Below are 23644 nucleotides of genomic sequence, written 5' to 3'. Positions count from 1 at the left end.
ATGAGGACAAATGGGTGGTTTTGGTCTTGTTCATTTTCATTTCTGTTACTGTGCGGCTGTGCACAACCTAAAATTCTTGAAGAGGTTGGACTTGTTACAACTTATGGTTATGATATTTCAAAAAAAGGCACGATCTTAGGAACGATCGTTGAGTTAACAATTGATCCTGCTTCGGCCAAGGATATAGTAATTTTAGAGTCAGAAGCACTTTCAGTAAGGGGGATTCGGAATAATGCAAATAATAAGACCTCTAAAAGGCTTGCTTCTGGCCAGCTTCGAGTAATCCTATACGGTGAAGAAATGCTTAAACAAGGAAGAACTGGAATAGCAGAAACGTTAACAAGTGACCCGTCAATTAGTGATATGACATATTTGGCGATGGCTGACGGGACAGCGCGGGATTTGTTAACGTTAAAAACGGAACATATTCCTGATATAGGCAATCATCTATATAAGCTCATTGATCAAAACACCAAAGGAAGAGTTATGCCGTCAGCTACCCTGCAAGAAGTGTTACATAACCATTTCACAGTTGGTAAAGAACCTATTATGCCAATTTTAAAAAAAGAAGGTAAGCAGGGGGTTGGATTTGCAGGCGTAGCTTTGTTTAAAGGCAGTAAATTAGTTGGAAAAATAAATACGAACCAAAGCTTTTATCTGAATTTGATTATTGACAAATATAGAGGCGGAATTAAGGATATTGAGATTAAAAGTTCAAAATTAAAACCAAGGAACCCAAAAATGAACAAAATAGTTGCCTCTTTAGATTCAATCGGCGGCAGGAGTACTATTAAGCTTATAAACAAAGAAAAAGTGGAATTTGATTTAAATGTTAAAGTCACTGGCAGGCTGCTTGAGGTGACAAGTATGATTGATATGGGTAACCCGAAAAATATTAAGTTGATCGAGAAGGAAATTACAAAAAGCATGAAAAGAGAGATTGAAAAACTGGTCGCTTATTGTCAATCAAAGCAGTCAGATGCATTGGGCTTTGGCGAAATATATAGAAGCTCGGTACGGCACTCTAAGCTTACCGATAAAAGATGGTACAAAATGTTTAAAGAGGCTAAAGTCAATGTAAATGTAGACTTTAGTGTGAAAAGAACAGGGCTTAATGAGTAAAAAAGCTGCCAATCAACTAGGGCAGCTTTTCATATTACTATTACACAGCACTTTGGCTGTTTGGACTTGTTTTTTGACTTTGCTTTGATGGCCTAGCAACATTAAACACGATATTTAAGAAAATAGCAGTTAAACTTCCGGCTACAATCCCGTTGTTTGTTAGGATTTTCACACTTTCAGGAAGCTGTGCAAAAAGGTCAGGAACTGCGGTAACACCCAGACCCATTCCCACAGAACAAGCAATAATTAAGAGATTTTCTTGTGAAGAAAATTCCACTTTACTTAACATTTTAATTCCGTATGCGATAACCATTCCAAACATGGCTACCATCGCTCCACCTAAAACAGGGGTAGGGATAACGGTTGTTAGAGCTCCAATTTTAGGAACGAATCCTAAGATGATTAACATTGCACCCATTGTGTAGATGACATTTTTAGTTTTGACACCTGAAAGTTGTACTAATCCTACGTTTTGAGAGTAAGTTGTATACGGAAATGCATTGAATAAAGAACCCAAAATAATCGCAAGACCTTCTGCGCGATAACCTTTAGCCAAATCGCTTTCCTTAAGTTTTTTTCCAGTGATATCACTTAGGGCAAAATAGACACCTGTAGATTCTACTAAACTAACAATCGCAACAAGGGTCATCGTAATAATCGGCGTCCATTCAAAAGTAGGGGTACCAAAGTAAAAAGGCTTTACCATATGGAACCATGAAGCCTCACTAACTGCCGCAAAGTTTACCTTACCCATTAATGCAGCTACAATGGTTCCACCCGCTAGACCTAGAAGAATAGCAACTGAACGAATAAATCCTTTTGTAAAACGATAAAGAAGGATGATAAATAATAACGTTCCAAAAGCTAAGCTAATATTTGAGAGACTACCAAAATCAGGACTTCCTTGGCCACCGGCAATATTATTCATGGCAACCGGAATAAGGGTAATACCAATAATCGTAACAACAGAACCAGTCACAACTGGCGGGAAAAACTTAATTAACTTACTAAAGAAACTGGCAATCAAGACGACAATTACACCTGAAACGAGGATAGAACCATAAATGGCTGAAACACCGTATTCCCCGCCAATGGCAATCATTGGACCCACAGCAGTAAAGGTACATCCTAGAACAATCGGCAAACCAATTCCGAAGAAGCGATTCTGCCAAACTTGTAATATTGTCGCAATCCCACACATTAAAATATCAATGGACACTAAATAAGTTAATTGTTCTCCAGTAAGGTTCAAAGCACCGCCGACGATAAGAGGGACGATGACAGCTCCTGCATACATGGCTAATACATGTTGAATACCTAAAGAGGCGATTTTGAACGGATGTTGTTTCATTAGACCAATTCCTCCATTTTTTCATTTATAAACGTTACTTCTCCATTTGATAGAGAGGCTATTCTAGCTAATGACTCAACCCGTAATCCTTGCTCCTTTAATTTCTGAGCACCAGGCTGGAAGGATTTTTCAATAACAATACCAATGCCAGCAACGGAGGCATTCGCTTGTTGGACCATTTTGACTAAAGCGAGAGCAGCTTCACCGTTAGCGAGAAAGTCATCAATAATGAGAACCTTATCGTTTTCATTTAGATACTTGCCTGCAATGGCAAGCTCATTACTTTCATTTTTAGTAAAAGAATGGACACTAGCTGTCAAAAGGTCATCTGTTAACGTAATAGATTTTCTCTTTCGTGCGAAAATAACTGGAACATTCATATATAATCCAGCCATCACAGCAGGAGCAATCCCAGAAGACTCAATCGTAACAATCTTCGTAATTCCTTCAGCTGCAAATCGCTGTGCAAATTCTTTTCCAATTTCATTCATTAATTGAGGATCAATTTGGTGATTTAAAAACGAATCAACCTTTAATACATTGTCATTTAGGACTCTGCCATCCTTTTGAATCTTTTCTTCTAGTAATTTCATGTTTATCCCCCTAAAAAAAATAAAAAGCCCAAACGCCATTGCTCACATCAAATTTGAGTGAGGCAATGACATTTGGGCTTATAACCAAATGTATAGACGTAAAATAACGCCGTTCGCATTACCCACTCATAGTCAGATTGTTATCGGCAATCCGGTAGAAACTTGCAGGCCATATTCCTGCGATTATATGAGTGAAACCTTATAAATTTATTCTCATTATAAACATGGTGAAAAAGGAAAGCAATTGTTTTTTACCAAAAGACGAACGAAAGATATTTTTACGAGTTCATTGTTCGTGTTGGGAAAGCGCTGTATTCTTTATTCTAAAAGTCTCACTCTATGATTGAATAACCATTCATTTTCCGTTACTATTAAAATAGGAAATTAATTCAGAAAATTCCAAATCAAAGGAGAGTCAATCATGCAAAAAACAATCCCTGAAAATTGGTGGAACCAGCTAAGGCTGCCTGTTATTTCTGCACCGATGTTTTTAGTGTCTGGTCCGGAACTAGTGAAAAATTGCTGTTTAAATGGTGTTATTGGGTCATTTCCAGCTCCAAATGCAAGACCGATTGAAATACTTGACCAATGGATGGGTCAGTTAAACGAGGAATTAGAACAAGCAAGGGCAGCAGAGCCAGACCGAAAAATTGCTCCTTGGGCAATGAATATGGTTGTACATAGCACCTATAGCCGTCTTCAGGACGAATTGGCGTTAATCAAAAAGCACAAGCCACAATTGGTCATCACTTCTTTAGGCAGTCCGAAACACGTGGTAGATATTGTCCATGAATATGGGGGATTAGTATTCTCAGATGTTAGCGACCTAAAGTTTGCCCGTAAGGCCGCAGAAACAGGTGTTGACGGACTAATTCTAGTTGCCAGTGGTGCTGGCGGACACGCTGGACAAATTAATAGCTTTGCGTTCGTCGATATGGTCCGTACTTTTTGGGACGGCATTATTGTCCTTGCTGGTGCCATATCGACTGGAAAGGGAATATTAGCGGCACAGGCAGCGGGTGCTGACCTAGCTTACATGGGTACAAGGTTTATTGTGGCTACAGAAAGTATGGCAAATGATGAATATCGTGAAATGCTGGTTAATTCTAGTCAGGAGGATATCTTCCTAACCGATGCCTTTTCTGGCGTCAGGGCAAATATGCTGATCCCTAGTATCCAAAAGGCAGGATTGGATCCAGCACAGTTGGCGAAAAAGGAAAAAGTTGATTTTGATGATATGGCTGGTAAATCAGATGCAAAAGCTTGGCGTGATATATGGAGCGCAGGGCATGGTGTCGGTGCAATCGATAAAATTGAATCCGCTGCAGAAATCATTCATCGCCTAGAAGGAGAATATCAAGAAGCCCTTAGAAAAGTGAACCAAACTGCTGCTAAAGTAAGCCGGTTAACGGTTAAATAAAGCATGTGATTGTCTAACAATCAAAAAGAACCTCTCCCAAGTATCAATGGGAAGGTTCTTTTTTCTTTGGTACCATTTTAATTACCTTATAGCCAGGCTTTATTTTCACTCGTTTCGTTTCCTTAGCTGTTTTTACTTGATATAAGGTAAATTTTTTCGGCTGATGCTCGAGCATTTCCACCTTTTGGACGTTTTCATTGCGATAGTATTTATGAATCTTACGAATTTGTTTATTTTGTTTTTCACCAAAAAGCCAATCATAAAGGTAGATAAAAATAAAGACAAATATTCCGCCCACAATAACTGTGTATAGTAGTGATGATATTGATTCCACGTATTACATCCTTCCTGTTCTTAAACAATGTATGCTCTCCATTATACCTTTTTTGCTTCATTTGAAAAATAACCTGTTTTCAAAATGGATAACCTAAAAATGTTAAAATTTTTTATAACAAATGTCTTTTTGGGGTGAACATTTATAAAAAAGTATGATAAAGTATACTAAAGAAACCCTTTAAAAAAGGGTATTCATTGAACATTTAAGTGTCCACCTCAGACGGACAAATGTTTTTCTACTATCGACAATAAGGGGGAATAAATGTGTCCAGTACTATCTTGGAGCAATTCTTAAACGAAAACCTTGAAGATTTAAAAGGTAAAGGTCTATACAATGTCATCGATCCATTAGAAAGTCCCAATGGTCCAATGATTACAATAAATGGGAAACAGTTAGTCAATCTTTCGTCAAATAACTATTTAGGGTTAGCAACGGATGAACTGTTGAAGCAAGCTGCAGCTGAGGCCATTGAGAAGTATGGTGTAGGTGCCGGAGCAGTTCGCACGATTAACGGAACTTTAAAGCTTCACGTTGAATTGGAAGAAAAATTAGCAGAATTCAAACATACAGAAGCAGCAATCGCTTATCAATCAGGCTTCAATTGTAACATGGCCGCGATTTCAGCTGTCATGGATAAAAACGACGCGATATTATCCGATGAATTAAATCATGCGTCCATCATTGATGGCTGCCGTTTATCCAAAGCAAAGATTATCCGCGTCAATCATTCTGATATGGAAGATTTACGTGCAAAGGCCAAGGAAGCGAAGGAATCTGGTCAATACAATAAAATCATGGTTATTACCGATGGTGTATTCTCCATGGATGGGGACATTGCATTATTACCAGAAATCGTAGAAATTGCCGAAGAATTCGACCTGATTACATATGTAGACGATGCACATGGTTCAGGTGTCCTTGGTGATGGTGCTGGTACCGTTAAGCATTTCGGCTTGTCTGATAAAATTGATTTCCAAATCGGGACCCTCTCAAAGGCGATTGGTGTAGTAGGCGGCTATGTAGCAGGGAAGAGGAATTTAATTGATTGGCTAAAGGTAAGAAGCCGTCCGTTCCTATTCTCGACATCATTAACACCAGCAGATGTAGCAGCAAGTAAGAGATCCATTGAAATCTTAATGGAAAGTACCGAGCTTAACAAAAAGCTTTGGGAAAATGGTGATTACCTCAAAAAAGGCTTAAAGGAACTTGGCTTTAATATCGGAAACAGCGAAACACCCATTACTCCTTGTATAATTGGTGACGAATCTCTTACGCAGCAATTTAGCAAACGTTTAAATGAAGAGGGAGTATATGCAAAAGCGATTGTATTCCCAACCGTTCCTAAAGGCACAGGACGCGTTCGCAATATGCCAACGGCTGCACATACAAAAGAAATGCTTGATCAAGCAATTGCTATCTATGAAAAAGTCGGGAAAGAAATGGGTATTATTTAAACCCATCGATGGGCGTGATTTCTTGACATATGCTAGGAGGACGGAGAAGAATGAAACGGATATTAATTACGGGTGCACTAGGACAAATCGGTTCTGAGCTCACCATGAAATTACGGGAAACGTATGGGTGGGATAATGTAATTGCTACTGATATAAGAAAGAATGACAGTGAAGCTGCACAGAGCGGTCCATTTGAAGTCTTAGATGTAACAGATTTAAATAAAATGGGCGAAATTGCGAAAAAATATAAGGTTGATACCATTATGCACTTAGCTGCACTATTGTCGGCCACAGCAGAGGCAAATCCAGTCTTAGCTTGGAATTTAAATATGGGCGGTCTGATGAATGCTTTAGAAACAGCGAGAGAGCTTAAGGCACAATTCTTCACTCCAAGTTCGATTGGTGCGTTTGGACCTTCTACACCAAAAGACAGCACACCACAGGATACGATTATGCGCCCCACAACAATGTATGGTGTAAATAAAGTAGCTGGCGAGCTTTTGGGTGATTACTATTATCACAAATTTGGCGTCGACACGAGGGGACTTCGATTCCCTGGCTTAATTTCATACGTAGCATTGCCTGGCGGCGGAACCACAGATTATGCTGTGGAAATCTATTACGAGGCCATCAAAAACGGAAGATATACTTCCTATATTGATAAAGGTACGTATATGGATATGATGTATATGCCAGACGCACTAAATGCAATTATCGATTTGATGGAGGCAGACCCATGCAAACTTAAACATCGTAACTCATTCAATGTTACGGCAATGAGCTTTGATCCAGAAGAAATTGGAAAAGAGATTAAGAAACATATCCCAGGATTTAAACTCACTTATAATGTAGATCCTGTCCGCCAAAGAATTGCCGACAGCTGGCCAAATTCGATAGATGCGATTGCAGCAGAAGAAGAGTGGGGTTTTAAATTCGAATATGATCTAGCGAGAATGACAGAAGATATGATAAATAAGTTAACGAATAAATTGACTTTGAACAAAACCAAAGCGAGCGGAATCTAATCATTTTTAGCAAGGCGTACGGTTTTGTAACCGCACCATCTTTTAACACGCAAAAAAAACAGCGTAGCTAATGCCGCGCTGTTATCTTTTTGCATAAATTAATTTCTCTTTCTTCTCGGTAACCCTACCGACTATCGCAGCATGGTGTTTACCGGCTGAATGGAGGTTGTCCACATATTGGATAGCTTCCTCTTCACTCATCGAAACAAGAAGTCCTCCAGAAGTTATCGCATCACAAAGGACCAACTGTTCCTCTGATAAAAGATCTTCGTATACAACATCATTTATTAACCATTTATGGTTGGATTTTGAACCCCCAGGAACAACTCCATCCCTGGCTAACTCTAATGCACCTTTAAGAATCGGAACCTTAGAGTAGGAGATTTCAAAACTCACACCACTTCCGCGTGCCATCTCACTGCTATGTCCTAACAATCCAAACCCTGTTACATCTGTGACAGCGTGTGGGTGATAGTTCATCAATAATAGAGCAGCGGTTTTATTCAACTCAGCCATAGTTTCGGTAACGATTTGTTCTTGTTCCGCCGTAACGACACTACGTTTAATCCCGGTAGTGATGATTCCTACTCCAATCGGCTTCGTTAAAACTAAAACATCACCTGGCTTAGCTCCAACGTTCTTCCAAACCTTATCAGGATGAACAATGCCCGTTACAGAAAGACCGAATTTGGGCTCTTGGTCATCAATTGAATGGCCTCCAACGGTTAAGGCGCCAGCTTCTTTTACTTTATCCGCTGCACCGCGAAGTATATCGGAAAGCATTTCTGCACCAAGCTTTTTAATTGGATAACCGACAATATTTAAGACTGTTTTTGGTTCTCCACCCATTGCATAAACATCGCTTAATGCGTTGGCAGCAGTAATCTGTCCAAACATATATGGGTCATCCACAATAGGAGTAAAGTAATCGACCGTCTGAATAAGGGCAATCGAGTCCGTTAACTGATACACACCTGCATCATCAGATGTTTCATGTCCCACTAGTAATTCTGGAACAGGTTCTTGCTTCGGTAAATGACGCAAAACTTGCGCCAGGTCCTCAGGACCAATTTTACAGCCTCAGCCCGCTTTAGTTGATAAAGAGGTTAGGCGTATTTTCTCTTGCTCACTCATCGTTCCACCTCCATTTATTAGTATAACTGTTTCCAAAAAAAACTGCACACACTATGTACAAGCAAAAGATTTGCAGTGTAAATAACCATGCGATAAAATGTTTTTACTATAGTGATGTAGGAAATTAGAATTAAGCAATGGAGGAGTAAAAAGATGAACAACTATCATGTTATTGTTGAATTTTGCATGCAATGAAACTACGCACCAAAAGCCGCGGGTCTCGCGGAAGAACTTTTTACACACTTTAATCGTAACATTGGAAAAATGGAATTAATTCCTGTTTCAGGCGGAGCTTTTGAAGTAACTGTCAACGGGGAAAAAATCTATTCTAAGTTAGATACTGGAGTGTTTCCTGACACCGAGGATATCATAAATAAAATCTCACAAAAATAAACGTTACCCTCATATCAACCATTTGATATGAGGGTTTATTGATTGTAATAACAGTATTATGTTAACTAGTACCCCGAAAAAATAATGCCGTAAGATACCTTAGGGCAGAGTAATATAGCAGTTTTTCCCAGGTCCTTTTTCATTTTTTGAAATATGAACCTCTAATATCCCATTAATATAATGTGCACTTACTTTTTGATTAATAACCTCAAAGGGGAACGCGATTGTACGTACTCTCTTTTGTTGATTAGAGGGAGTGGAAGACTTAACAGCAGTGATAACGAGTTGATGATCCTCTATAAAAACTTTGATTTCCGAGCTGTTATACTCGTTAAGTAATGCCTCAACAATCCATTCTTTGTCTGTCTCATATAAATCGATTCGAAATTGAGTCAGGTCATCTTGTGTAGTTAGAGGGTCTAGGCAGTAGTTTTCCAACCACTTTTCCACAAGGTCAAAATCGATAGGCTGTATATTTTTTTTGGATTTCATAACAATCCCCCTTGCATGGTTTATTTTATTCATTCAGAATGAAAGGGTGAAATGGAAAAACAGGACTAAAGCAGGTAAAGTAAAGGAGTTTTTTTAGTGAAAGAATGGTTACGCTCAATCCCGGCGGTACATGAACTGCAAAACCAAGAGCAGTTTGAATCCCTCCTAAGGGACAATCATTTGGATGTTGCCCAATTAACAAAGCATCTAAAGGAAGTACTCGATCAAATCAGATTATTATTAATAAATGAAGACTGGAATGGCGCCACCCCAGGCACAAATCAGTTTATAGATGATGTTTTTCTACTTTTAGGAAGAAATATTAAGAAACAATATTCTTATACCCTTAAAAAAGTAATTAATGCCACAGGAACCATCCTTCATACGAATCTCGGAAGAGCAAGGCTAAGTGACAATGCCATCCACCATGTGGTGGAAACAGCCCAAAATTACTCTAACCTTGAATACAAGCTAAATGAAGGCGAGCGCGGTTCCAGGCATAGCCATGTAGAAGCTCTTCTTAAGGAAATTACAGGTGCAGAGGCAGCAATGGTCGTCAATAATAATGCGGCCGCGGTTTATCTTGTTTTAAGAGCGCTTGCAGAAAATAAAGAAGTCATTGTTTCACGAGGACAGTTAGTAGAAATTGGCGGCTCATTTCGTATCTCCTCCATTATGGAAGAGAGTGGAGCGATATTAGTCGAAGTCGGAACTACAAATAAAACTCATTTATATGATTATGAAAAAGCCCTTAATTCTGAAACGGCTATTGTCATGAAAGTACATACAAGTAATTTCAAGGTCATCGGTTTTACCAAATCAGTCGATACACAAGACCTTATTAGACTGACTCAAGCTTCTGACGATGTAATTTTTTTCGAAGATTTAGGCAGTGGTGCCCTATTTGACTTTAGAAAGCATGGAATTGGAGATGAACCCGTTGTTAGAGAGGTCATTGAAATGGGTGCAGATCTTGTTACTTTTAGTGGGGATAAGCTCCTCGGTGGACCTCAGGCAGGAATCATAGCTGGAAAGAAGAAGATAATCGATCGTCTAAAAAAACACCAATTAGCACGCGTGGTTCGCGTAGATAAAATGACTTTAGCCGCGTTAGAAGGGACGCTAATTGATTATGCACGCGGAGAGCATGGAGTACATAACATCCCCACCATCCGTGATTTATTAGTTTCTATTGATATATTAGACGAAAGAACGAAGAGGTTTGTTACAAACTTGTTACAAGGAACAGAACATTTTCAGGCGAAAATTTTTCCTGGCACAAGCCAAGTAGGCGGGGGAACGATGCCGGATGTACAGCTTCCAACTCTGGTCATTTCTTTAAAACATCATAATCTAACAGCAGAACAGGTTGGAAGAAAGTTACGGACAGAATTCAAACCAGCAATTGTTGGACGGATTCAAAAAGATGAATTTATTATTGATTTAAGAACCGTAACGGAGGAAGAAGAACAACTTTTACTTCAAGCCTTACTTCAATTATAAAAGTAACCCCCTCATTGGTCTAGAGGGGGTTAGCACTATTTCAAAGGTCCCATCAATAATATTTTTTCAACTATGAAAATTGTCCAGCTACTGTCGCCGATAAGCAGGCGCCTTCCGCTTTTCTACATATCGTGATGTGATTTACCTTTTTGGCGTGTATGGTTACGGTTTTTTACTTTTTTCGATCCGCTTAAAGGTTCGGGCTGGCCAGATATCTTTGGCTGATTTCTACGCATATCTTTGCCGTCATTTTTGTTCACCATTTTCATCCCTCCTCCTATATTGTTAGGATGCAATGCTGAAGACTTTTTATGCTGAATAATTTGTGAATCCACTGTGCAATTTAACGTTATATAAACTGAGGGGAGTGAAACAGTCAATGCCTGAGATTGATCGATTTCCATATAATAAGGACAAGCAGCAAGCTTTTCAGGCTGCGCAGCAGGGCTATGAAGAAGCACAAGGACTTTTTAAAACAATCGTTAGTGACAGTGCCAGTTATGGTCACCAATTAAAGCATTTAAAAGAAGAAGTAAATGAAGCATATCAGCAAATTGAAAATGCATTGGAAGTGGCTTCTGAGCATCAAAGAGAGCAGCTCGAGCGTTTTCAACAAGATTTACAGAGTATCGTGGAAGAAGTAAATCTTACAGAATAGAACATTTTTAAAAAGCAGGGGATTACACTCCTGCTTTTTTCTGGCTCATTTATTGGTTCTTTTTACGTTTTTTATTGTTCATTTTTTCTTTAATGGTTAATGGTTCGTTAGACATTTCTTCATTATATCCAGCACCCATTCCTTGACCTTTTGCTGCATTTGCGCCTGGAATTACATGATTTGACTTTTTTCGTTGCATGCCATTCACCTCCTAAGAGAATTCTCTAGAATTCTCACCAATAAAGATAATATTTCCTTTTAAGTAAAAATAAATGACAACAAAAAAGTTTTTTGAGATAATAAATATGACACAATTCTAATCTTTAAGACTATTCAGTTATACGGTATTATAAGATTTTTCTAAATATTTTGAACAATATACATAAAAAACATAAGAAAAACTTATCAATCGCAATAACTTTCTTGTTATTTACTTATGTACAAGGTTGTATTAAGATTAGAATTGTGAGAAAAGTAGGGATGGATAGGAATATTCAAACTTTTCGACTTTTCGTTAATTTTATTTAATGATGACGAATGAGGGGGTTTCACTATGGTGAAAAATGATGTATTTAACGCACGTACTTCCTTCGAAGTAAACGGTAAACGTTATCACTATTACCGCTTAAGTGCACTTGAAGAGGCTGGTCTTGGCAACGTTACGAAATTGCCATATTCCGTAAAAGTATTACTTGAATCTGTGCTTCGTCAATACGATGGCCGTGTCATCGCAAAGGAGCACGTTGAAAACTTAGCAAAATGGGGAACAAATGAACTTAAAGAAGTAGATGTTCCATTCAAACCGTCACGTGTTATTCTACAAGACTTCACTGGTGTTCCAGCAGTAGTTGACCTTGCTTCATTAAGAAAAGCAATGGCTGACCTTGGAGGAGATCCAGATAAGATTAACCCAGAGAAAACAGTTGATCTAGTTATCGACCACTCTGTACAGGTAGACGCATACGGTTCTGCTGACTCTCTACGAGTTAACATGGATTATGAATTTGAACGTAATGCTGAGCGTTACCAGTTCCTAAGCTGGGCTCAAAAATCATTCAATAACTATCGTGCAGTTCCTCCAGCAACTGGTATCGTACACCAAGTTAACCTTGAGTACTTAGCAGATGTGGTACACGTAGCTGAAACAGCTGACGGTGAATTAGAAGCATATCCAGATACATTAGTTGGTACTGACTCCCACACTACTATGATCAATGGTATTGGTGTATTAGGATGGGGCGTTGGTGGTATTGAGGCAGAAGCAGGAATGCTTGGACAGCCTTCATACTTCCCAGTTCCAGAAGTAGTCGGTGTTAGATTAACTGGCGAGCTTCCAAACGGTGCAACTGCAACTGACTTAGCATTAAAAGTAACTCAAGTGCTTCGCAGCCACGGTGTGGTTGGTAAGTTTGTTGAGTTCTTCGGTCCTGGGGTATCTGTACTTCCATTAGCAGACCGTGCAACGATCGCTAACATGGCTCCAGAATATGGTGCAACTTGTGGCTTCTTCCCAATTGATAGTGAGTCATTAGAGTATATGCGCTTAACTGGCCGTGAAGAAAGCCATATCCAAGTAGTAGAAGAGTACTGCAAAGCAAATAGTCTTTTCTTCGATCCATCATTTGAGCCAGTATACACTGATGTTATTGAAATCGATCTTTCTGGAATCGAACCAAATCTTTCTGGTCCGAAGCGTCCACAAGATTTAATTCCACTTTCAAAAATGAAAGAAGAATTCGTAAAAGCAGTTTCTGCGCCACAAGGAAACCAAGGCTTCGGCTTACAAGCGGATGAGCTTGAAAAGTCTGCTGTCGTTAATTTCCAAAATGGAGACGAAACAACGATTAAGACTGGTGCAGTAGCAATCGCTTCTATCACTAGCTGTACAAATACATCTAACCCTTACGTTCTAGTTGGGGCGGGTCTTGTTGCGAAAAAAGCGGTTGAACTTGGAATGGAAGTTCCTAAGTTTGTTAAAACTTCTTTAGCGCCAGGATCTAAAGTAGTAACTGGATATCTTCGTGATTCTGGATTACTTCCTTACTTAGAGCAAATTGGCTTCAACCTAGTAGGTTACGGCTGTACTACATGTATCGGTAACTCCGGTCCATTAAAAGAAGAAATTGAAAAAACAATCGCAGAAAACGATCTTTTAGTTACATCTGTACTTTCAGGTAACCGTAACTTTGAAGGACGTATTCACCCGCTTGTAAAAGGTAACTACCTGGCTTCACCGCCGCTTGTTGTTGCTTATGCACTAGCAGGTACTGTGAACATTGATTTCGCTAATGAAGCAGTTGGTAAAGATAAAGATGGAAATGATGTATTCTTCAAGGATATTTGGCCATCAACTGCTGAAGTAAATGATGTAGTGAAACGCACTGTAACTCCTGAACTATTCCGCAGAGAATATGCGAATGTGTTCGGTGACAACGAGCGTTGGAACGAAATCAAAACTAGCAACGAGCCATTATATACTTGGGATGAAGATTCCACTTATATTGCAAACCCGCCATTCTTTGAAGGCTTATCACCTGAACCAGGTACCGTTGAACCATTAACTGGACTTCGTGTAGTAGGTAAGTTTGGGGATTCTGTAACAACTGACCATATCTCTCCTGCAGGTGCTATTGGCAAAAATACACCAGCTGGTAAGTATTTATTAGAAAAAGGTGTTCAGCCTCGTGACTTCAACTCTTACGGTTCACGCCGTGGTAACCACGAAGTTATGATGCGTGGAACATTTGCCAACATTCGTATCCGTAACCAAATCGCTCCAGGCACAGAAGGCGGAGTAACAACTTACTGGCCGACTGGTGAAGTTACATCGATTTACGATGCTTGCATGAAGTACAAAGAAAACGGCACAGGACTTGTTGTTCTTGCTGGAAAAGACTACGGCATGGGTTCTTCACGTGACTGGGCTGCTAAAGGTACAAACCTTTTAGGTATTAAGACCGTTATTGCTGAAAGCTTTGAGCGTATTCACCGTTCAAACCTTGTGTTAATGGGCGTACTTCCACTACAATTTAAAGATGGTGAAAGCGCTGAAACACTTGGTTTAACTGGTAAAGAAACGATCGATGTACAAGTGGATGAAAACGTTAGACCACGTGATCTTCTAAAAGTTACAGCTACTGATGAAGCTGGAAACAAGAAGGAATTTGAAGTACTTGTTCGCTTCGATTCTGAAGTTGAAATTGATTACTACCGTCATGGCGGTATCCTTCCAATGGTACTTCGCGAAAAATTACAAGAAGCATAATATTCAAACCACCATGCAGCCTTTGCATGGTGGTTTTTTCAGAGTAATAACATATTTTTTAGTGAAAAATAAACTATTTACTTGTAGAGCGAAGGGTGCGATGTAAATGGATTTTTCAAAAATCGCTGAAGATAAAATTAAGGAAGCCATAAAGAAGAAAGAGTTCGACAATCTTCCCGGCATTGGGCAGCCACTGGAAATAAAGGATAATTTTCCGGGAATGTCTGATGAATGGAAAATGGCATATCGCGTATTAAATAATGCAGGCTATTCACCTGAGGATATAAAAAAAGAAATTTTTAGAATGGAAGAATTGTTAGAGGGAGCAGTGGACGAAGAACAGAAAGAACGTCTGCAGGCGAAAATTATGAAAAAAAGGCTGGAAATGGAGAGATTGCTTGAAAAAAGAGGAACGGCGACGAATTCTCGATTTGGGAGTTATGTAGATAAAATTTATAAAAAATTAAAATAGATATCTTTCGGAAATAATTGACAATCTCTATTACGGTAAAATAGAATAAAAATAACAAACGTAAAGGAATGGTAAAGAGGAATGAAGTTATAATCTTATTTTTTCAGACATTTATTCGAATAGCGAAAAAATGGTGAACCTGAAGAATAGGATTAGTCTGTCCTTTTTAAGTCCTGAACGTTTATATTTCAATGAAAACATCGTTAAACATAAGCCTTTTTAGGTTTATTAACGTATGCTTTTTTATGATTTCGTAAACGACATGACTCAAAACTCTCTTCAGGTTCCATCGAAGGGAGTTTTTTTATGAACAACAATCATTTATCTGTTATAAAAGTAACTGGAATAGAAATGACCTTTAATCTGAGGAAAATCTTAGACAATATTTCCTTTGATATAAAAAATGGCGAAAAAATTGGTCTCGTAGGATATAACGGCACCGGGAAAACGACATTGGCTAATATCCTTACTGGTAAAATCGCACCTGATAAGGGTTTCGTTGAAAAATCCACTGAATTAAAGATCGGATACCTCACACAATCAATAGATTATGAAGGTACTGAATTATTTTCAATTGAGGGAGACTTATTGCAGCACTCAAGTAAGTTAGGACTGAAAAAGGTTTCTACATGGGAAGAGAAGCGTTTAAACCATTTAAGCGGCGGCGAGAAGTTAAAACTCGCATTATCAAACGTGTGGGCCTCAAAGCCGGGTTTCTTAATTTTAGATGAGCCTACGAACCACTTAGATTATAAAGGGATAGAATGGCTGATTGAAGAGCTGGAGAAATTTAAAGGTCCGGTATTAATCATTTCTCACGACCGTCATTTCTTAGATAAAACGGTGACACGTATTTTTGAAATAGAGAATACAAAGATGAATTTCTACAATGGGAACTATAGTGATTATCAGAAGGAAAAGCAGCACCGACTTGAAACCCAAATGCATCATTATGAAGTGCAGCAGCGTAAAAAAGAAGAAATCGAAATGCAGATGGAGCAATTATCGTCTTGGTCTGAGAAAGCTCACAGGACATCAACCAAACAAGGCAGAGATTATGGACATAAAGAATTTCACCGGGTTAAGGCGAAAAAACGAGATGCTCAAGTGAAATCTAAAATGAAACGTCTTCAGAGTGAGCTAGAAAAGAACAAGGTCGACAAACCTCTAGAGGAGACAAAAGTTAGATTTCAGTTTGATACAAAAGGAAATAGAGGAAAAAGGATTATTGAGGCAAAGCGTTTATCGAAGTCATTTGAAGAGAGACCCCTTTTTAGCGAATGTCACTTTTATATCAATCACGGAGAACGTATTGGTTTATTAGGAGAAAATGGCTGTGGTAAAACCACCTTAATTAAAATGATTTTTGGTGAAACAGCGGTTACTGGCGGTGAGCTTTGGAAAAGTGAATCGTTAAAGGCTGCTTACTTAAGTCAGGATGTTGACAACTTACCCGCTGACAAAACGGCTTTAGAGGCATTAGGGTTTACGGACCGAGAAAACATTCTCAAGGCGAGAACATTATTTGCAAATCTTGGACTAAAAGAACAGTTTATTACCAAGCCCATTGGGACTCTAAGCCTTGGAGAGAGAACTCGTGTTAAACTGGTTGACATGCTCATGAAGGAATATGATGTTCTAATCTTGGATGAACCGACCAATCACCTCGATCTGCCAAGCAGGGAACAGCTTGAAAAAACACTTAATGAATTTGCAGGTACAATTATTACCGTCTCGCACGATTACTATTTCTTGAATAAACTTTGCGATAAACTCCTTATATTTGATAATCAGAGGATAAAGCGTGTGGAAATGAAGCCGGAAGAGTACTTTACTAAACCCAATGGTGCTGAACCTACTAATTTAAAAGAAACTTTAATGATCATCGAAAATAGAATTGCTACGATTTTGGGTGAATTATCACTAATTGATCAAAAAAACCCTAAATACCTGGAATTAGATAATGAATTTAACGAACTTTTGAAGCAAAAAAGAAAATTAATGTGAAAATCAAAAAAAGAGCAGCGTAACAGTCCTCAAAATGGTCCCTCTAGCAGGGACCATTTCTAATTATCTGGGTATATTTTCTTAAAATATTAAATGGAATATTTTGTAGAAATTAACGAAAGATAGTATTGTTTGTTTTCACATTATAAAACAGGAGATGAAGAAGATGACAAACTTTCAACAAGGTTTTGGACCACAAGATGTATTCCAACAAGGTTTTGCTGGAACTGACGCACAGCAAGTAAGACAAAATAATCAAAATTCTTACCAAGCTGGACCAAACGGTGGAGGTCAGCAACAGTCATTTGGTACATTCGGCGGTGGCCAGCAGTCATTTGGTCAATCAGTGGGAGGTCAATTTACTGGCGGACAGTTTACTGGAATGCAATCTATCATGCAGCCAGGATTTGCTGGAACTGATGCCCAACAAGTAAGACAACAAAATCAAAATTCTTATCAATCTGGACCAAACGGTGGAGGTCAACAGCAATCATTTGGTTCATTCGGCGGCGGACAGCAGTCGTTTGGTCAGTCAGTGGGAGGTCAATTTACTGGTGGCCAGTTTACTGGAATGCAATCTATCATGCAGCCAGGATTCGCTGGAACTGATGCCCAACAAGTAAGACAACAAAATCAAAATTCTTATCAATCTGGACCAAACGGTGGCGGCCAACAGCAGTCATTTGGCTCATTTGGCGGCGGACAGCAGTCATTTGGTCAGCCAGTTGGAGGTCAATTTACTGGTGGCCAGTTTACTGGAATGCAATCTATCATGCAGCCAGGATTCGCTGGAACTGATGCCCAACAAGTAAGACAACAAAATCAAAATTCTTATCAATATGGACCAAACGGTGGCGGCCAACAGCAGTCATTTGGTTCATTTGGCGGCGGCCAGCAGTCATTTGGTCAGTCAGTAGGAGGTCAATTCGCTGGTAGCCAGTTTACTGGAGGTCAATTTACTGGACCCCAGTCTATCATGCAGCCAGGATTTGCCGGTACCGATGTGCAACAAGTAAGACAAAATAATCAAACTTCCTACCAATATGGACCAAACGGCGGCGGTCTACAATAGTCATATCGCAATAAAGAAGTAACTAAATAAAAAGACTGTCAAAAATCCCAAAAGAGGGGATTCCCTGACAGTCTTTTTTATATTTTTTGTCTAACCTAAAAAAGTAAGATTATTTGCTTTTCTAGAATACTTTTATTAAACTGTTTTTAAATTGTCACATATTTGGCATATACAACCTGTATTTCAACTTACTTTATAGTGTAAAATCGATGTAGCATATTATTGAATCAAGGGGGGTTCGGGGTATGGTGAAAAAAGTCATTGCTGTAGTTGTGTTAATAGCCCTACTTGGAGTTGCAATCGTGCAGGCTATGGACAAAAAGGCTGAACCCGAAAATGTAAGTCAAGAAGCGGCAAATATGGGCGGATTAAAGGTAGGGGCAACGGCTCCTGATTTTGAGCTTAAAACATTAGCCGGCGATACTGTTAAACTTTCTGATTTAAAAGGGAAAAAGGTAATGCTCAATTTCTGGGCAACTTGGTGTCCGCCATGTAAGGCAGAAATGCCAGCGATGGAGGAATTTCATAAAGAGGCTGGGGATGATGTTGTTATTTTAGCCATAAACATTGACCCACATTTAGATGTAAAAGCTTTTATAGATGAAAACAGGATTACTTTTCCAATTCCGTTAGATGAAGAAGATAAAGTAAACGAAATGTATCAAGTCCTTTCCATTCCAACCACGTATTTTATTGATACAAACGGAAATATCGGAAACAAATATGTCGGTGCGATGAACCTTGATGCGATGAAACAATATACGAAAGACCTAAAGTAGACAATGGACTGTGATCCATTGTCTTTTTTTATTAACAATTTATCCCTTTAACGCTTTATCGCATACTTTTCTTTATAATTTTCAAAAAGTTGTAATAATTGAAACCATTTCTGGGCATGATAACTGTTAGAATTGGTTATAAGGAAGGTGATATACATGAGAAAGCCTAGAAAACGTTCTTTTGCAGAACTTGTATCCGAAAATAAAAGTCAACTTTTGAAAGATAGAGCTGCGATGGAAAAAATTGAAATGCGTTTAGAAGAAAAGCGCCTTGGTAAAGCAGAATAACTCACATAGATTACCAATCATGATCCTCCTTTAAAACGGACAAAATGTTAAGGAGGAGGGATAATACATGAGCAATCCAAAACATAGTCAACAGGGTTTCAGCACCGATGAACTTGGGAATAAATCTCAACGCTACGGTGGCAACAAAGGGAAAAAATATCAAGACACATCAGGTAAACATGCACAAGTCATTCAAACTAAAGGTGAATAATAAATGGATAAGACTCGTCAGGCATTTGCCAGCGGGTCTTTTTTTAGGCTCTTTTCTATACTTTGTTGCTTTTTTAAAACAAAGTATAGAAAAGATCCTGCAAATTAAATTCAAAAGCTCAAAATAACTATTCCAAGTTTAAATCGGCTTTAAGATTTAAACACCAATCATTACAATACAGCCTTTTTATAGAAATAATTTTCTGTGATATTTTTTTCACTTCGAAACAAACTATATCTGTACCATGACACCATCAAGGAGGAACAAATCGATGACTTATAAAAACAAACCGAAACCAGATGATCGAAGTGATAATGTAGAAAAGCTGCAATCAATGATTCATGATACGATTGAAAACATGGAAGCTGCTGAAGAATCACTTCGATTTACGACTAGTGAAACACAGCGCCGGGAGATTGAAGCTAAAAACGAAAGACGCCGCGAAAGCATTGAATCCTTCCGTTCAGAAATTAAGGATGAAGTCTAAAGCAATAGAACCAGGACCTGTTCATTTCGTACAGGTCCTTTTTTATTAGACCTTTCAATTTCGTGTAGGTCGATAGGTTGTGGTAAGATAAAAGGGAAATTTTGAAGAAGAAGTGATCCTATTGATTAGACAACAAACAAATTCGATAAACGACAATGAACAATTGCTCCAGTGGGAAAATGAACTGAATGAAACAGGGTTTATTACCAATGAAAATGAACTATTAACAGCGATACGCAAGGAATCTAACCCTGTCCTTTTATCACGGATGTTAACCGCTGCTGCACTGTCACGTCTAAAGCGTAAGAACAGCGATTCTTTGGCTTCAGCGTGGCTTAAGAAGGCATTAGAACTATATCCAGAAAATAAAAGGGCAAAATCTTATTTCATTCAATACGATTGGAAAAAGAAAAAAGATGTTTTAGATGTTTTAACATTCCCTGCAATGCGGGAAACCGATAATCGAACAGCAAAGAAAAAAGTCGCTGAACAATACATACAAATTTGTCAAAGTTTCTTAGCAGAGGCTGACGACCAGGTCGAGGATCTCACGGAAAAGATGAATCTTGCTGAGACGCTTGGAAATGCTCCGATTTTCAATCAATATAAATTCCTGATTGAACTACTGTCTAGTGCAATTGAAGTGAGCGGTCACCTCCTGAAGGCTGCAGAAGAGTACGAGGAATCTATTAAGGGTGTTTTTCATACAGCAACCTACTTTGATGACTTAAAATTACATTTATCCAGCCTCGAAGACATAAAAAAAGACTGGAAGCAAGTCTTTTTGATAGAAGAAGACGAGCTTCAAGATTCAGAAAAGGCCTTAGACCAACTAAATGAAATGATTGGCATGGAAGTCGTCAAAAAACGCGTCAATGATTTTTATCAATTTTTAAAATACCAAAAAGACCGTAAAAAGCTTGGATTCCAAACAAAAGATGAATTAAGTCTGAATATGGTTCTCACTGGAAATCCTGGTACCGGAAAAACAACTATCGCTCGTTTATTAGCGAAAATTTATCATGAGCTCGAGGTCCTGCCGCGTTCAGAAGTGATTGAGACAGACCGCTCACAGCTCGTAGGCGCGTTTGTAGGTCAAACAGAGGAAAACGTCAGAGCTGTGGTCGAGAAAGCGATTGGCGGGGTTCTGTTCATTGATGAAGCCTATAGTTTAAAACGTGAAGGGCAATCAGGAAATGATTATGGGCAAACTGCTGTTGATACTCTTGTATCACTAATGACAAGCGAGGAATATGGCGGGAAATTCGCTGTTATTCTCGCAGGATATCCAGAGGAAATGCGCATCTTTTTAAATGCCAATCCAGGTTTAAGGAGCCGTTTCCCTCAATCCAATCTCATCCATTTGCCTAATTATTCTAATGAGGAACTATTACTAATCGCCGAAAAAATTGCCTCTGAAAACGATTATATCCTTACGGACGAAGCTAAGATAGAAATCAATCATCGCCTTGAACAGGAACGAGTTGATGATACTTTTGGTAATGCAAGATCCGTCCGTAATATTGTGCTAGATGCGATTTTTAAAAAAGGGTCCGATCATCCCATTTCCAATGAAGATATTCTCGCATACACACTATTGGATAAAAAAGACTTTGGTGTGGAGAAGAATGAACACCGGGAATCTCCTTTTGAAAAATTAGAAAGATTAATTGGCCTGACCGAGTTAAAGGGTGAATTAGAGACACTCATTTCCTTTGTTAAAATGCAGCAGTTCAGAAAAGAAAAAAAGCTTCCAACAGTTCCAATTCAGCTGCATTCCGTGTTTACAGGAAACCCGGGCACTGGTAAAACGACCGTCGCAAAGATTTATGCAGAACTCCTAAAAGAATGCGGAATGTTAAAAAGAGGTCATTTAATTGTGGCCAGCAGGGCGGATTTCGTGGCGGGATATGTTGGTCAAACGGCAGGAAAAACAAAGAAGAAAATACGAGAGGCTCTCGGCGGTGTGTTATTTATTGATGAAGCCTATTCACTCTTAAGCCAAACAGCAGGAGATTTTGGTAAAGAAGTAGTAGACACCCTTGTGGATGAAATGACCAAGCATAATGAAAATCTAGTTGTGGTACTTGCTGGTTACCCAAGAGAAATGGACCAGCTATTAGAGAGCAACCCTGGGCTGCGCTCTAGGTTTAAGAAATTCTTTCTGTTCCCGGATTATTCAGCGGAGGAGCTGCTAGCGATTATCGATACATATGTAGAGAGCTTTCAATACCAAATAAGTGAAGATGCAAGGGCTCTTTTAAAACAAAGTATTGAAAATCATACATTCAATGGGAACGGAAGATTTGCAACCAATTTGGCTGATGAGATGATCCAAGCCCAAGCTATGAGACTCATGGGAGCAGCACAAGAAGAGGATTTATTAGAAAAAGCCATTCATATTGAAAGTGTAGATGTGGAAAAGGCTCTTACCAAATATCCTTTAAGCAGGGAAGGGGAATAGAAGAATGGACAATGTATTTATTTCCACAAGAGAGATTCAACTTTTATATGCGGATACTGACATGATGGGAGTCATTTATCATGCGAACTATTTAAAATACTTTGAGCTAGGAAGAAGCGGGTTGATTGAGGACCTAGGATATAGTTATGTAGATATGGAGCACGCAGGATATTTTGCGCCTGTATATGACATTCAAGCAACCTATAAAAAACCGTTACGCTACGGCGATAGGGGTTTCGTAAAGACGTGGATTGAGAAAAATGATGGGCTTAAAACCGTTTATGGCTATTCCATCATAAATGGTGACGAGGAGGTTTGCGCGGAAGGAACATCGACTCATATTGTGGTCAAAAAGGACAACTTTAGACCAATCGCTTTTAAAAAGGCGTTTCCTGAATGGTTCATGAAATATGAAGAAATAAAGAAAAAGTAATGGAATGAGCTCCTTGAGGTGACAATATGGCATTTGGTATCAAAAGACAGGAAATAAAAGAATGGAAGCGAAAAATCGATGAGGGAGAAATCGCATTCTTAACCCATTATTGGCTGGATGACCGCTTCCCAGGAAGCAAAACAGTGACCAAGGTAGGCTGCCATGACCTTGAAAAACTGGCTGAATGGGGAAGAAAATATGGGTTAAAAAAAGAATGGATTCATCACCGCCGTGACGGCTATTCACATTTCGATTTAATCGGAGAAAGACAGAAAGAAATATTACATAAAGAAGGATTACTTCATCATATTTGGTGAATGCAGGGAAACGTAAAAGCACACTTAAAGGCAAAACTTTTAAGTGTGCTTTTTATCGTTAAGGTTTTTTGTATTCTAAAACAGGCTCTTCATATTTTGTATGAAGGTCAACAATTAGATCATGGTCATCAAAATACCACAAATCTTTTTCTTCAACATAGAAGGTAATGCCATCTTCGGTGGTCTTTGCACCAATGTCATTGGGTTCATCATTAGATATGCCAAGTGAAAATCCTTTTTGTACCGGGCTAAATCCACCATAACGCACGTAGAAACGGACAAAGTCACCGGTTTTTAGATTAAGTTCTTGTTTGTACCACGCTGCTGCTGCACTGCTAATTTGGATGTTCATTTGTTTCTCCTTTCA

At 38.8% G+C, this 23644-nt stretch carries 25 protein-coding genes, 1 pseudogene and 1 riboswitch; of the genes and pseudogenes, 18 read left to right on the top strand and 8 right to left on the bottom strand.

Going from position 1 to position 23644, the window contains the following annotated elements; all coding sequences use genetic code 11:
- Positions 1 to 1122 (top strand): Ger(x)C family spore germination protein, encoded by a 1122-nt coding sequence (locus tag QFZ28_RS14315; protein WP_307195249.1) that lies wholly within the window; start codon positions 1 to 3, stop codon positions 1120 to 1122.
- A gap of 40 nt (positions 1123 to 1162) precedes the next feature.
- Here the strand turns inward: QFZ28_RS14315 and QFZ28_RS14310 are convergent, their stop codons facing one another.
- Together QFZ28_RS14310 and QFZ28_RS14305 are read right to left on the bottom strand one after the other, a co-directional pair.
- Positions 1163 to 2473 carry a nucleobase:cation symporter-2 family protein gene (locus QFZ28_RS14310; RefSeq protein WP_307195248.1) on the bottom strand — a complete coding sequence of 437 codons (1311 nt, stop codon included), beginning with the start codon at positions 2471 to 2473 and terminating at the stop codon, positions 1163 to 1165.
- Positions 2473 to 3066 (bottom strand): xanthine phosphoribosyltransferase, encoded by a 594-nt coding sequence (locus QFZ28_RS14305; RefSeq protein ID WP_307195247.1) that lies wholly within the window; start codon positions 3064 to 3066, stop codon positions 2473 to 2475. Before QFZ28_RS14305 ends, QFZ28_RS14310 begins: the two co-directional genes overlap by 1 nt.
- 109 nt (positions 3067 to 3175) lie before the next feature.
- Positions 3176 to 3277, bottom strand: a riboswitch (purine riboswitch).
- Between the two features lie 210 nt (positions 3278 to 3487).
- Between QFZ28_RS14305 and QFZ28_RS14300 the strand changes: the two genes are divergently transcribed.
- The gene (locus tag QFZ28_RS14300) at positions 3488 to 4486 is read left to right on the top strand and encodes an NAD(P)H-dependent flavin oxidoreductase (RefSeq protein WP_307195246.1); all 999 of its coding nucleotides are present in this window, start codon (positions 3488 to 3490) and stop codon (positions 4484 to 4486) included.
- A gap of 43 nt (positions 4487 to 4529) precedes the next feature.
- On the opposite strand, the gene QFZ28_RS14295 is transcribed toward QFZ28_RS14300, so the two are convergent.
- A complete protein-coding gene (locus QFZ28_RS14295) occupies positions 4530 to 4820 on the bottom strand; it encodes a hypothetical protein (RefSeq protein ID WP_307195245.1) in 291 nt (96 codons plus the stop codon).
- A 266-nt stretch (positions 4821 to 5086) separates the two neighbouring features.
- On the opposite strand from QFZ28_RS14295, the gene QFZ28_RS14290 reads away from it, so the two are divergent.
- Positions 5087 to 6277 carry a glycine C-acetyltransferase gene (locus QFZ28_RS14290; protein WP_307195244.1) on the top strand — a complete coding sequence of 397 codons (1191 nt, stop codon included), beginning with the start codon at positions 5087 to 5089 and terminating at the stop codon, positions 6275 to 6277.
- A gap of 50 nt (positions 6278 to 6327) precedes the next feature.
- On the top strand, positions 6328 to 7302 hold the full coding sequence (locus tag QFZ28_RS14285; protein ID WP_307195243.1) for an L-threonine 3-dehydrogenase: 975 nt from the start codon (positions 6328 to 6330) through the stop codon (positions 7300 to 7302).
- An 81-nt stretch (positions 7303 to 7383) separates the two neighbouring features.
- Here QFZ28_RS14285 and selD read toward each other — a convergent pair whose 3' ends face one another.
- The gene (gene selD / locus QFZ28_RS14280) at positions 7384 to 8436 is read right to left on the bottom strand and encodes a selenide, water dikinase SelD (RefSeq protein WP_307195242.1); all 1053 of its coding nucleotides are present in this window, start codon (positions 8434 to 8436) and stop codon (positions 7384 to 7386) included.
- Between the two features lie 207 nt (positions 8437 to 8643).
- On the opposite strand from selD, the pseudogene QFZ28_RS14275 reads away from it, so the two are divergent.
- Positions 8644 to 8829: pseudogene (locus tag QFZ28_RS14275) on the top strand (Rdx family protein); the annotation flags it as partial.
- Positions 8830 to 8928: 99 nt separating this feature from the next.
- Here QFZ28_RS14275 and QFZ28_RS14270 read toward each other — a convergent pair.
- Positions 8929 to 9321, bottom strand: coding sequence for an Hsp20/alpha crystallin family protein (locus QFZ28_RS14270; protein WP_307195241.1), 393 nt, complete (start codon positions 9319 to 9321; stop codon positions 8929 to 8931).
- A gap of 96 nt (positions 9322 to 9417) precedes the next feature.
- Between QFZ28_RS14270 and selA the strand changes: the two genes are divergently transcribed.
- Positions 9418 to 10824 carry an L-seryl-tRNA(Sec) selenium transferase gene (gene selA / locus QFZ28_RS14265; RefSeq protein WP_307195240.1) on the top strand — a complete coding sequence of 469 codons (1407 nt, stop codon included), beginning with the start codon at positions 9418 to 9420 and terminating at the stop codon, positions 10822 to 10824.
- Between the two features lie 122 nt (positions 10825 to 10946).
- Here the strand turns inward: selA and QFZ28_RS14260 are convergent, their stop codons facing one another.
- Complete coding sequence (locus tag QFZ28_RS14260; protein ID WP_307197034.1) at positions 10947 to 11087, bottom strand: small acid-soluble spore protein P; 141 nt, start codon at positions 11085 to 11087, stop codon at positions 10947 to 10949.
- Between the two features lie 116 nt (positions 11088 to 11203).
- On the opposite strand from QFZ28_RS14260, the gene QFZ28_RS14255 reads away from it, so the two are divergent.
- Complete coding sequence (locus QFZ28_RS14255) at positions 11204 to 11482, top strand: hypothetical protein (RefSeq protein WP_307195239.1); 279 nt, start codon at positions 11204 to 11206, stop codon at positions 11480 to 11482.
- A gap of 49 nt (positions 11483 to 11531) precedes the next feature.
- On the opposite strand, the gene sspO is transcribed toward QFZ28_RS14255, so the two are convergent.
- Positions 11532 to 11681, bottom strand: a complete 150-nt coding sequence (gene sspO, locus QFZ28_RS14250) for a small acid-soluble spore protein O (RefSeq protein ID WP_034673441.1) — start codon at positions 11679 to 11681, stop codon at positions 11532 to 11534.
- 354 nt (positions 11682 to 12035) lie between these two features.
- Between sspO and acnA the strand changes: the two genes are divergently transcribed.
- The 11 genes from acnA to QFZ28_RS14195 all read left to right on the top strand — a co-directional run bounded on the left by acnA (position 12036) and on the right by QFZ28_RS14195 (position 23277).
- Entirely contained in the window at positions 12036 to 14747 is a 2712-nt protein-coding gene (acnA, locus tag QFZ28_RS14245; protein WP_307195238.1) for an aconitate hydratase AcnA, read from the top strand.
- Positions 14748 to 14853: 106 nt separating this feature from the next.
- Positions 14854 to 15219, top strand: coding sequence for a DnaJ family domain-containing protein (locus QFZ28_RS14240; RefSeq protein ID WP_307195237.1), 366 nt, complete (start codon positions 14854 to 14856; stop codon positions 15217 to 15219).
- 306 nt (positions 15220 to 15525) lie between these two features.
- Positions 15526 to 17226: a ribosomal protection-like ABC-F family protein gene (gene abc-f, locus QFZ28_RS14235; RefSeq protein WP_307195236.1), complete on the top strand. Its 1701-nt coding sequence runs from the start codon at positions 15526 to 15528 to the stop codon at positions 17224 to 17226.
- A 166-nt stretch (positions 17227 to 17392) separates the two neighbouring features.
- On the top strand, positions 17393 to 18298 hold the full coding sequence (locus QFZ28_RS14230; RefSeq protein ID WP_307195235.1) for a hypothetical protein: 906 nt from the start codon (positions 17393 to 17395) through the stop codon (positions 18296 to 18298).
- A gap of 245 nt (positions 18299 to 18543) precedes the next feature.
- A complete protein-coding gene (locus QFZ28_RS14225) occupies positions 18544 to 19077 on the top strand; it encodes a redoxin domain-containing protein (RefSeq protein WP_307195234.1) in 534 nt (177 codons plus the stop codon).
- A gap of 156 nt (positions 19078 to 19233) precedes the next feature.
- Positions 19234 to 19365 (top strand): FbpB family small basic protein, encoded by a 132-nt coding sequence (locus QFZ28_RS14220; protein ID WP_034672833.1) that lies wholly within the window; start codon positions 19234 to 19236, stop codon positions 19363 to 19365.
- A gap of 67 nt (positions 19366 to 19432) precedes the next feature.
- Positions 19433 to 19576, top strand: a complete 144-nt coding sequence (locus QFZ28_RS14215) for an acid-soluble spore protein N (RefSeq protein ID WP_179595565.1) — start codon at positions 19433 to 19435, stop codon at positions 19574 to 19576.
- Positions 19577 to 19847: 271 nt separating this feature from the next.
- Positions 19848 to 20063 (top strand): small acid-soluble spore protein Tlp, encoded by a 216-nt coding sequence (gene tlp / locus QFZ28_RS14210; protein ID WP_307195233.1) that lies wholly within the window; start codon positions 19848 to 19850, stop codon positions 20061 to 20063.
- A 121-nt stretch (positions 20064 to 20184) separates the two neighbouring features.
- Positions 20185 to 22527, top strand: a complete 2343-nt coding sequence (locus QFZ28_RS14205; RefSeq protein ID WP_444875317.1) for an AAA family ATPase — start codon at positions 20185 to 20187, stop codon at positions 22525 to 22527.
- Between the two features lie 4 nt (positions 22528 to 22531).
- Positions 22532 to 22960, top strand: a complete 429-nt coding sequence (locus tag QFZ28_RS14200; RefSeq protein WP_307195231.1) for an acyl-CoA thioesterase — start codon at positions 22532 to 22534, stop codon at positions 22958 to 22960.
- A 26-nt stretch (positions 22961 to 22986) separates the two neighbouring features.
- A complete protein-coding gene (locus QFZ28_RS14195; RefSeq protein WP_307195230.1) occupies positions 22987 to 23277 on the top strand; it encodes a hypothetical protein in 291 nt (96 codons plus the stop codon).
- A 58-nt stretch (positions 23278 to 23335) separates the two neighbouring features.
- Here QFZ28_RS14195 and QFZ28_RS14190 read toward each other — a convergent pair whose 3' ends face one another.
- Positions 23336 to 23629 (bottom strand): HesB/YadR/YfhF family protein, encoded by a 294-nt coding sequence (locus QFZ28_RS14190; protein WP_307195229.1) that lies wholly within the window; start codon positions 23627 to 23629, stop codon positions 23336 to 23338.
- Between the last annotated feature and the right edge of the window lie 15 nt (positions 23630 to 23644).

The sequence above is a fragment of the Neobacillus niacini genome (genome assembly GCF_030817695.1).
Taxonomy (GTDB): Bacteria; Bacillota; Bacilli; order Bacillales; family Cytobacillaceae; genus Neobacillus; species Neobacillus niacini_F.
Note: the sequence above shows the minus strand (reverse complement) of the source record. Positions and strands in the feature narration are given on the sequence as shown.

Excerpts from the sequence above, each read along its gene's own strand:
- QFZ28_RS14240 (WP_307195237.1), top strand. The coding sequence starts at position 14,854 with ATGGATTTTTCAAAAATCGCTGAAGATAAAATTAAGGAAGCCATAAAG.
- QFZ28_RS14195 (WP_307195230.1), top strand. The coding sequence starts at position 22,987 with ATGGCATTTGGTATCAAAAGACAGGAAATAAAAGAATGGAAGCGAAAA.
- QFZ28_RS14310 (WP_307195248.1), bottom strand. The coding sequence starts at position 2,473 with ATGAAACAACATCCGTTCAAAATCGCCTCTTTAGGTATTCAACATGTA.
- acnA (WP_307195238.1), top strand. The coding sequence starts at position 12,036 with ATGGTGAAAAATGATGTATTTAACGCACGTACTTCCTTCGAAGTAAAC.
- sspO (WP_034673441.1), bottom strand. The coding sequence starts at position 11,681 with ATGCAACGAAAAAAGTCAAATCATGTAATTCCAGGCGCAAATGCAGCA.
- QFZ28_RS14305 (WP_307195247.1), bottom strand. The coding sequence starts at position 3,066 with ATGAAATTACTAGAAGAAAAGATTCAAAAGGATGGCAGAGTCCTAAAT.
- QFZ28_RS14230 (WP_307195235.1), top strand. The coding sequence starts at position 17,393 with ATGACAAACTTTCAACAAGGTTTTGGACCACAAGATGTATTCCAACAA.
- QFZ28_RS14300 (WP_307195246.1), top strand. The coding sequence starts at position 3,488 with ATGCAAAAAACAATCCCTGAAAATTGGTGGAACCAGCTAAGGCTGCCT.
- QFZ28_RS14255 (WP_307195239.1), top strand. The coding sequence starts at position 11,204 with ATGCCTGAGATTGATCGATTTCCATATAATAAGGACAAGCAGCAAGCT.
- QFZ28_RS14200 (WP_307195231.1), top strand. The coding sequence starts at position 22,532 with ATGGACAATGTATTTATTTCCACAAGAGAGATTCAACTTTTATATGCG.
- QFZ28_RS14225 (WP_307195234.1), top strand. The coding sequence starts at position 18,544 with ATGGTGAAAAAAGTCATTGCTGTAGTTGTGTTAATAGCCCTACTTGGA.
- QFZ28_RS14315 (WP_307195249.1), top strand. The coding sequence starts at position 1 with ATGAGGACAAATGGGTGGTTTTGGTCTTGTTCATTTTCATTTCTGTTA.
- abc-f (WP_307195236.1), top strand. The coding sequence starts at position 15,526 with ATGAACAACAATCATTTATCTGTTATAAAAGTAACTGGAATAGAAATG.
- QFZ28_RS14190 (WP_307195229.1), bottom strand. The coding sequence starts at position 23,629 with ATGAACATCCAAATTAGCAGTGCAGCAGCAGCGTGGTACAAACAAGAA.
- QFZ28_RS14285 (WP_307195243.1), top strand. The coding sequence starts at position 6,328 with ATGAAACGGATATTAATTACGGGTGCACTAGGACAAATCGGTTCTGAG.
- QFZ28_RS14220 (WP_034672833.1), top strand. The coding sequence starts at position 19,234 with ATGAGAAAGCCTAGAAAACGTTCTTTTGCAGAACTTGTATCCGAAAAT.
- QFZ28_RS14260 (WP_307197034.1), bottom strand. The coding sequence starts at position 11,087 with ATGGTGAACAAAAATGACGGCAAAGATATGCGTAGAAATCAGCCAAAG.
- tlp (WP_307195233.1), top strand. The coding sequence starts at position 19,848 with ATGACTTATAAAAACAAACCGAAACCAGATGATCGAAGTGATAATGTA.
- QFZ28_RS14215 (WP_179595565.1), top strand. The coding sequence starts at position 19,433 with ATGAGCAATCCAAAACATAGTCAACAGGGTTTCAGCACCGATGAACTT.
- QFZ28_RS14270 (WP_307195241.1), bottom strand. The coding sequence starts at position 9,321 with ATGAAATCCAAAAAAAATATACAGCCTATCGATTTTGACCTTGTGGAA.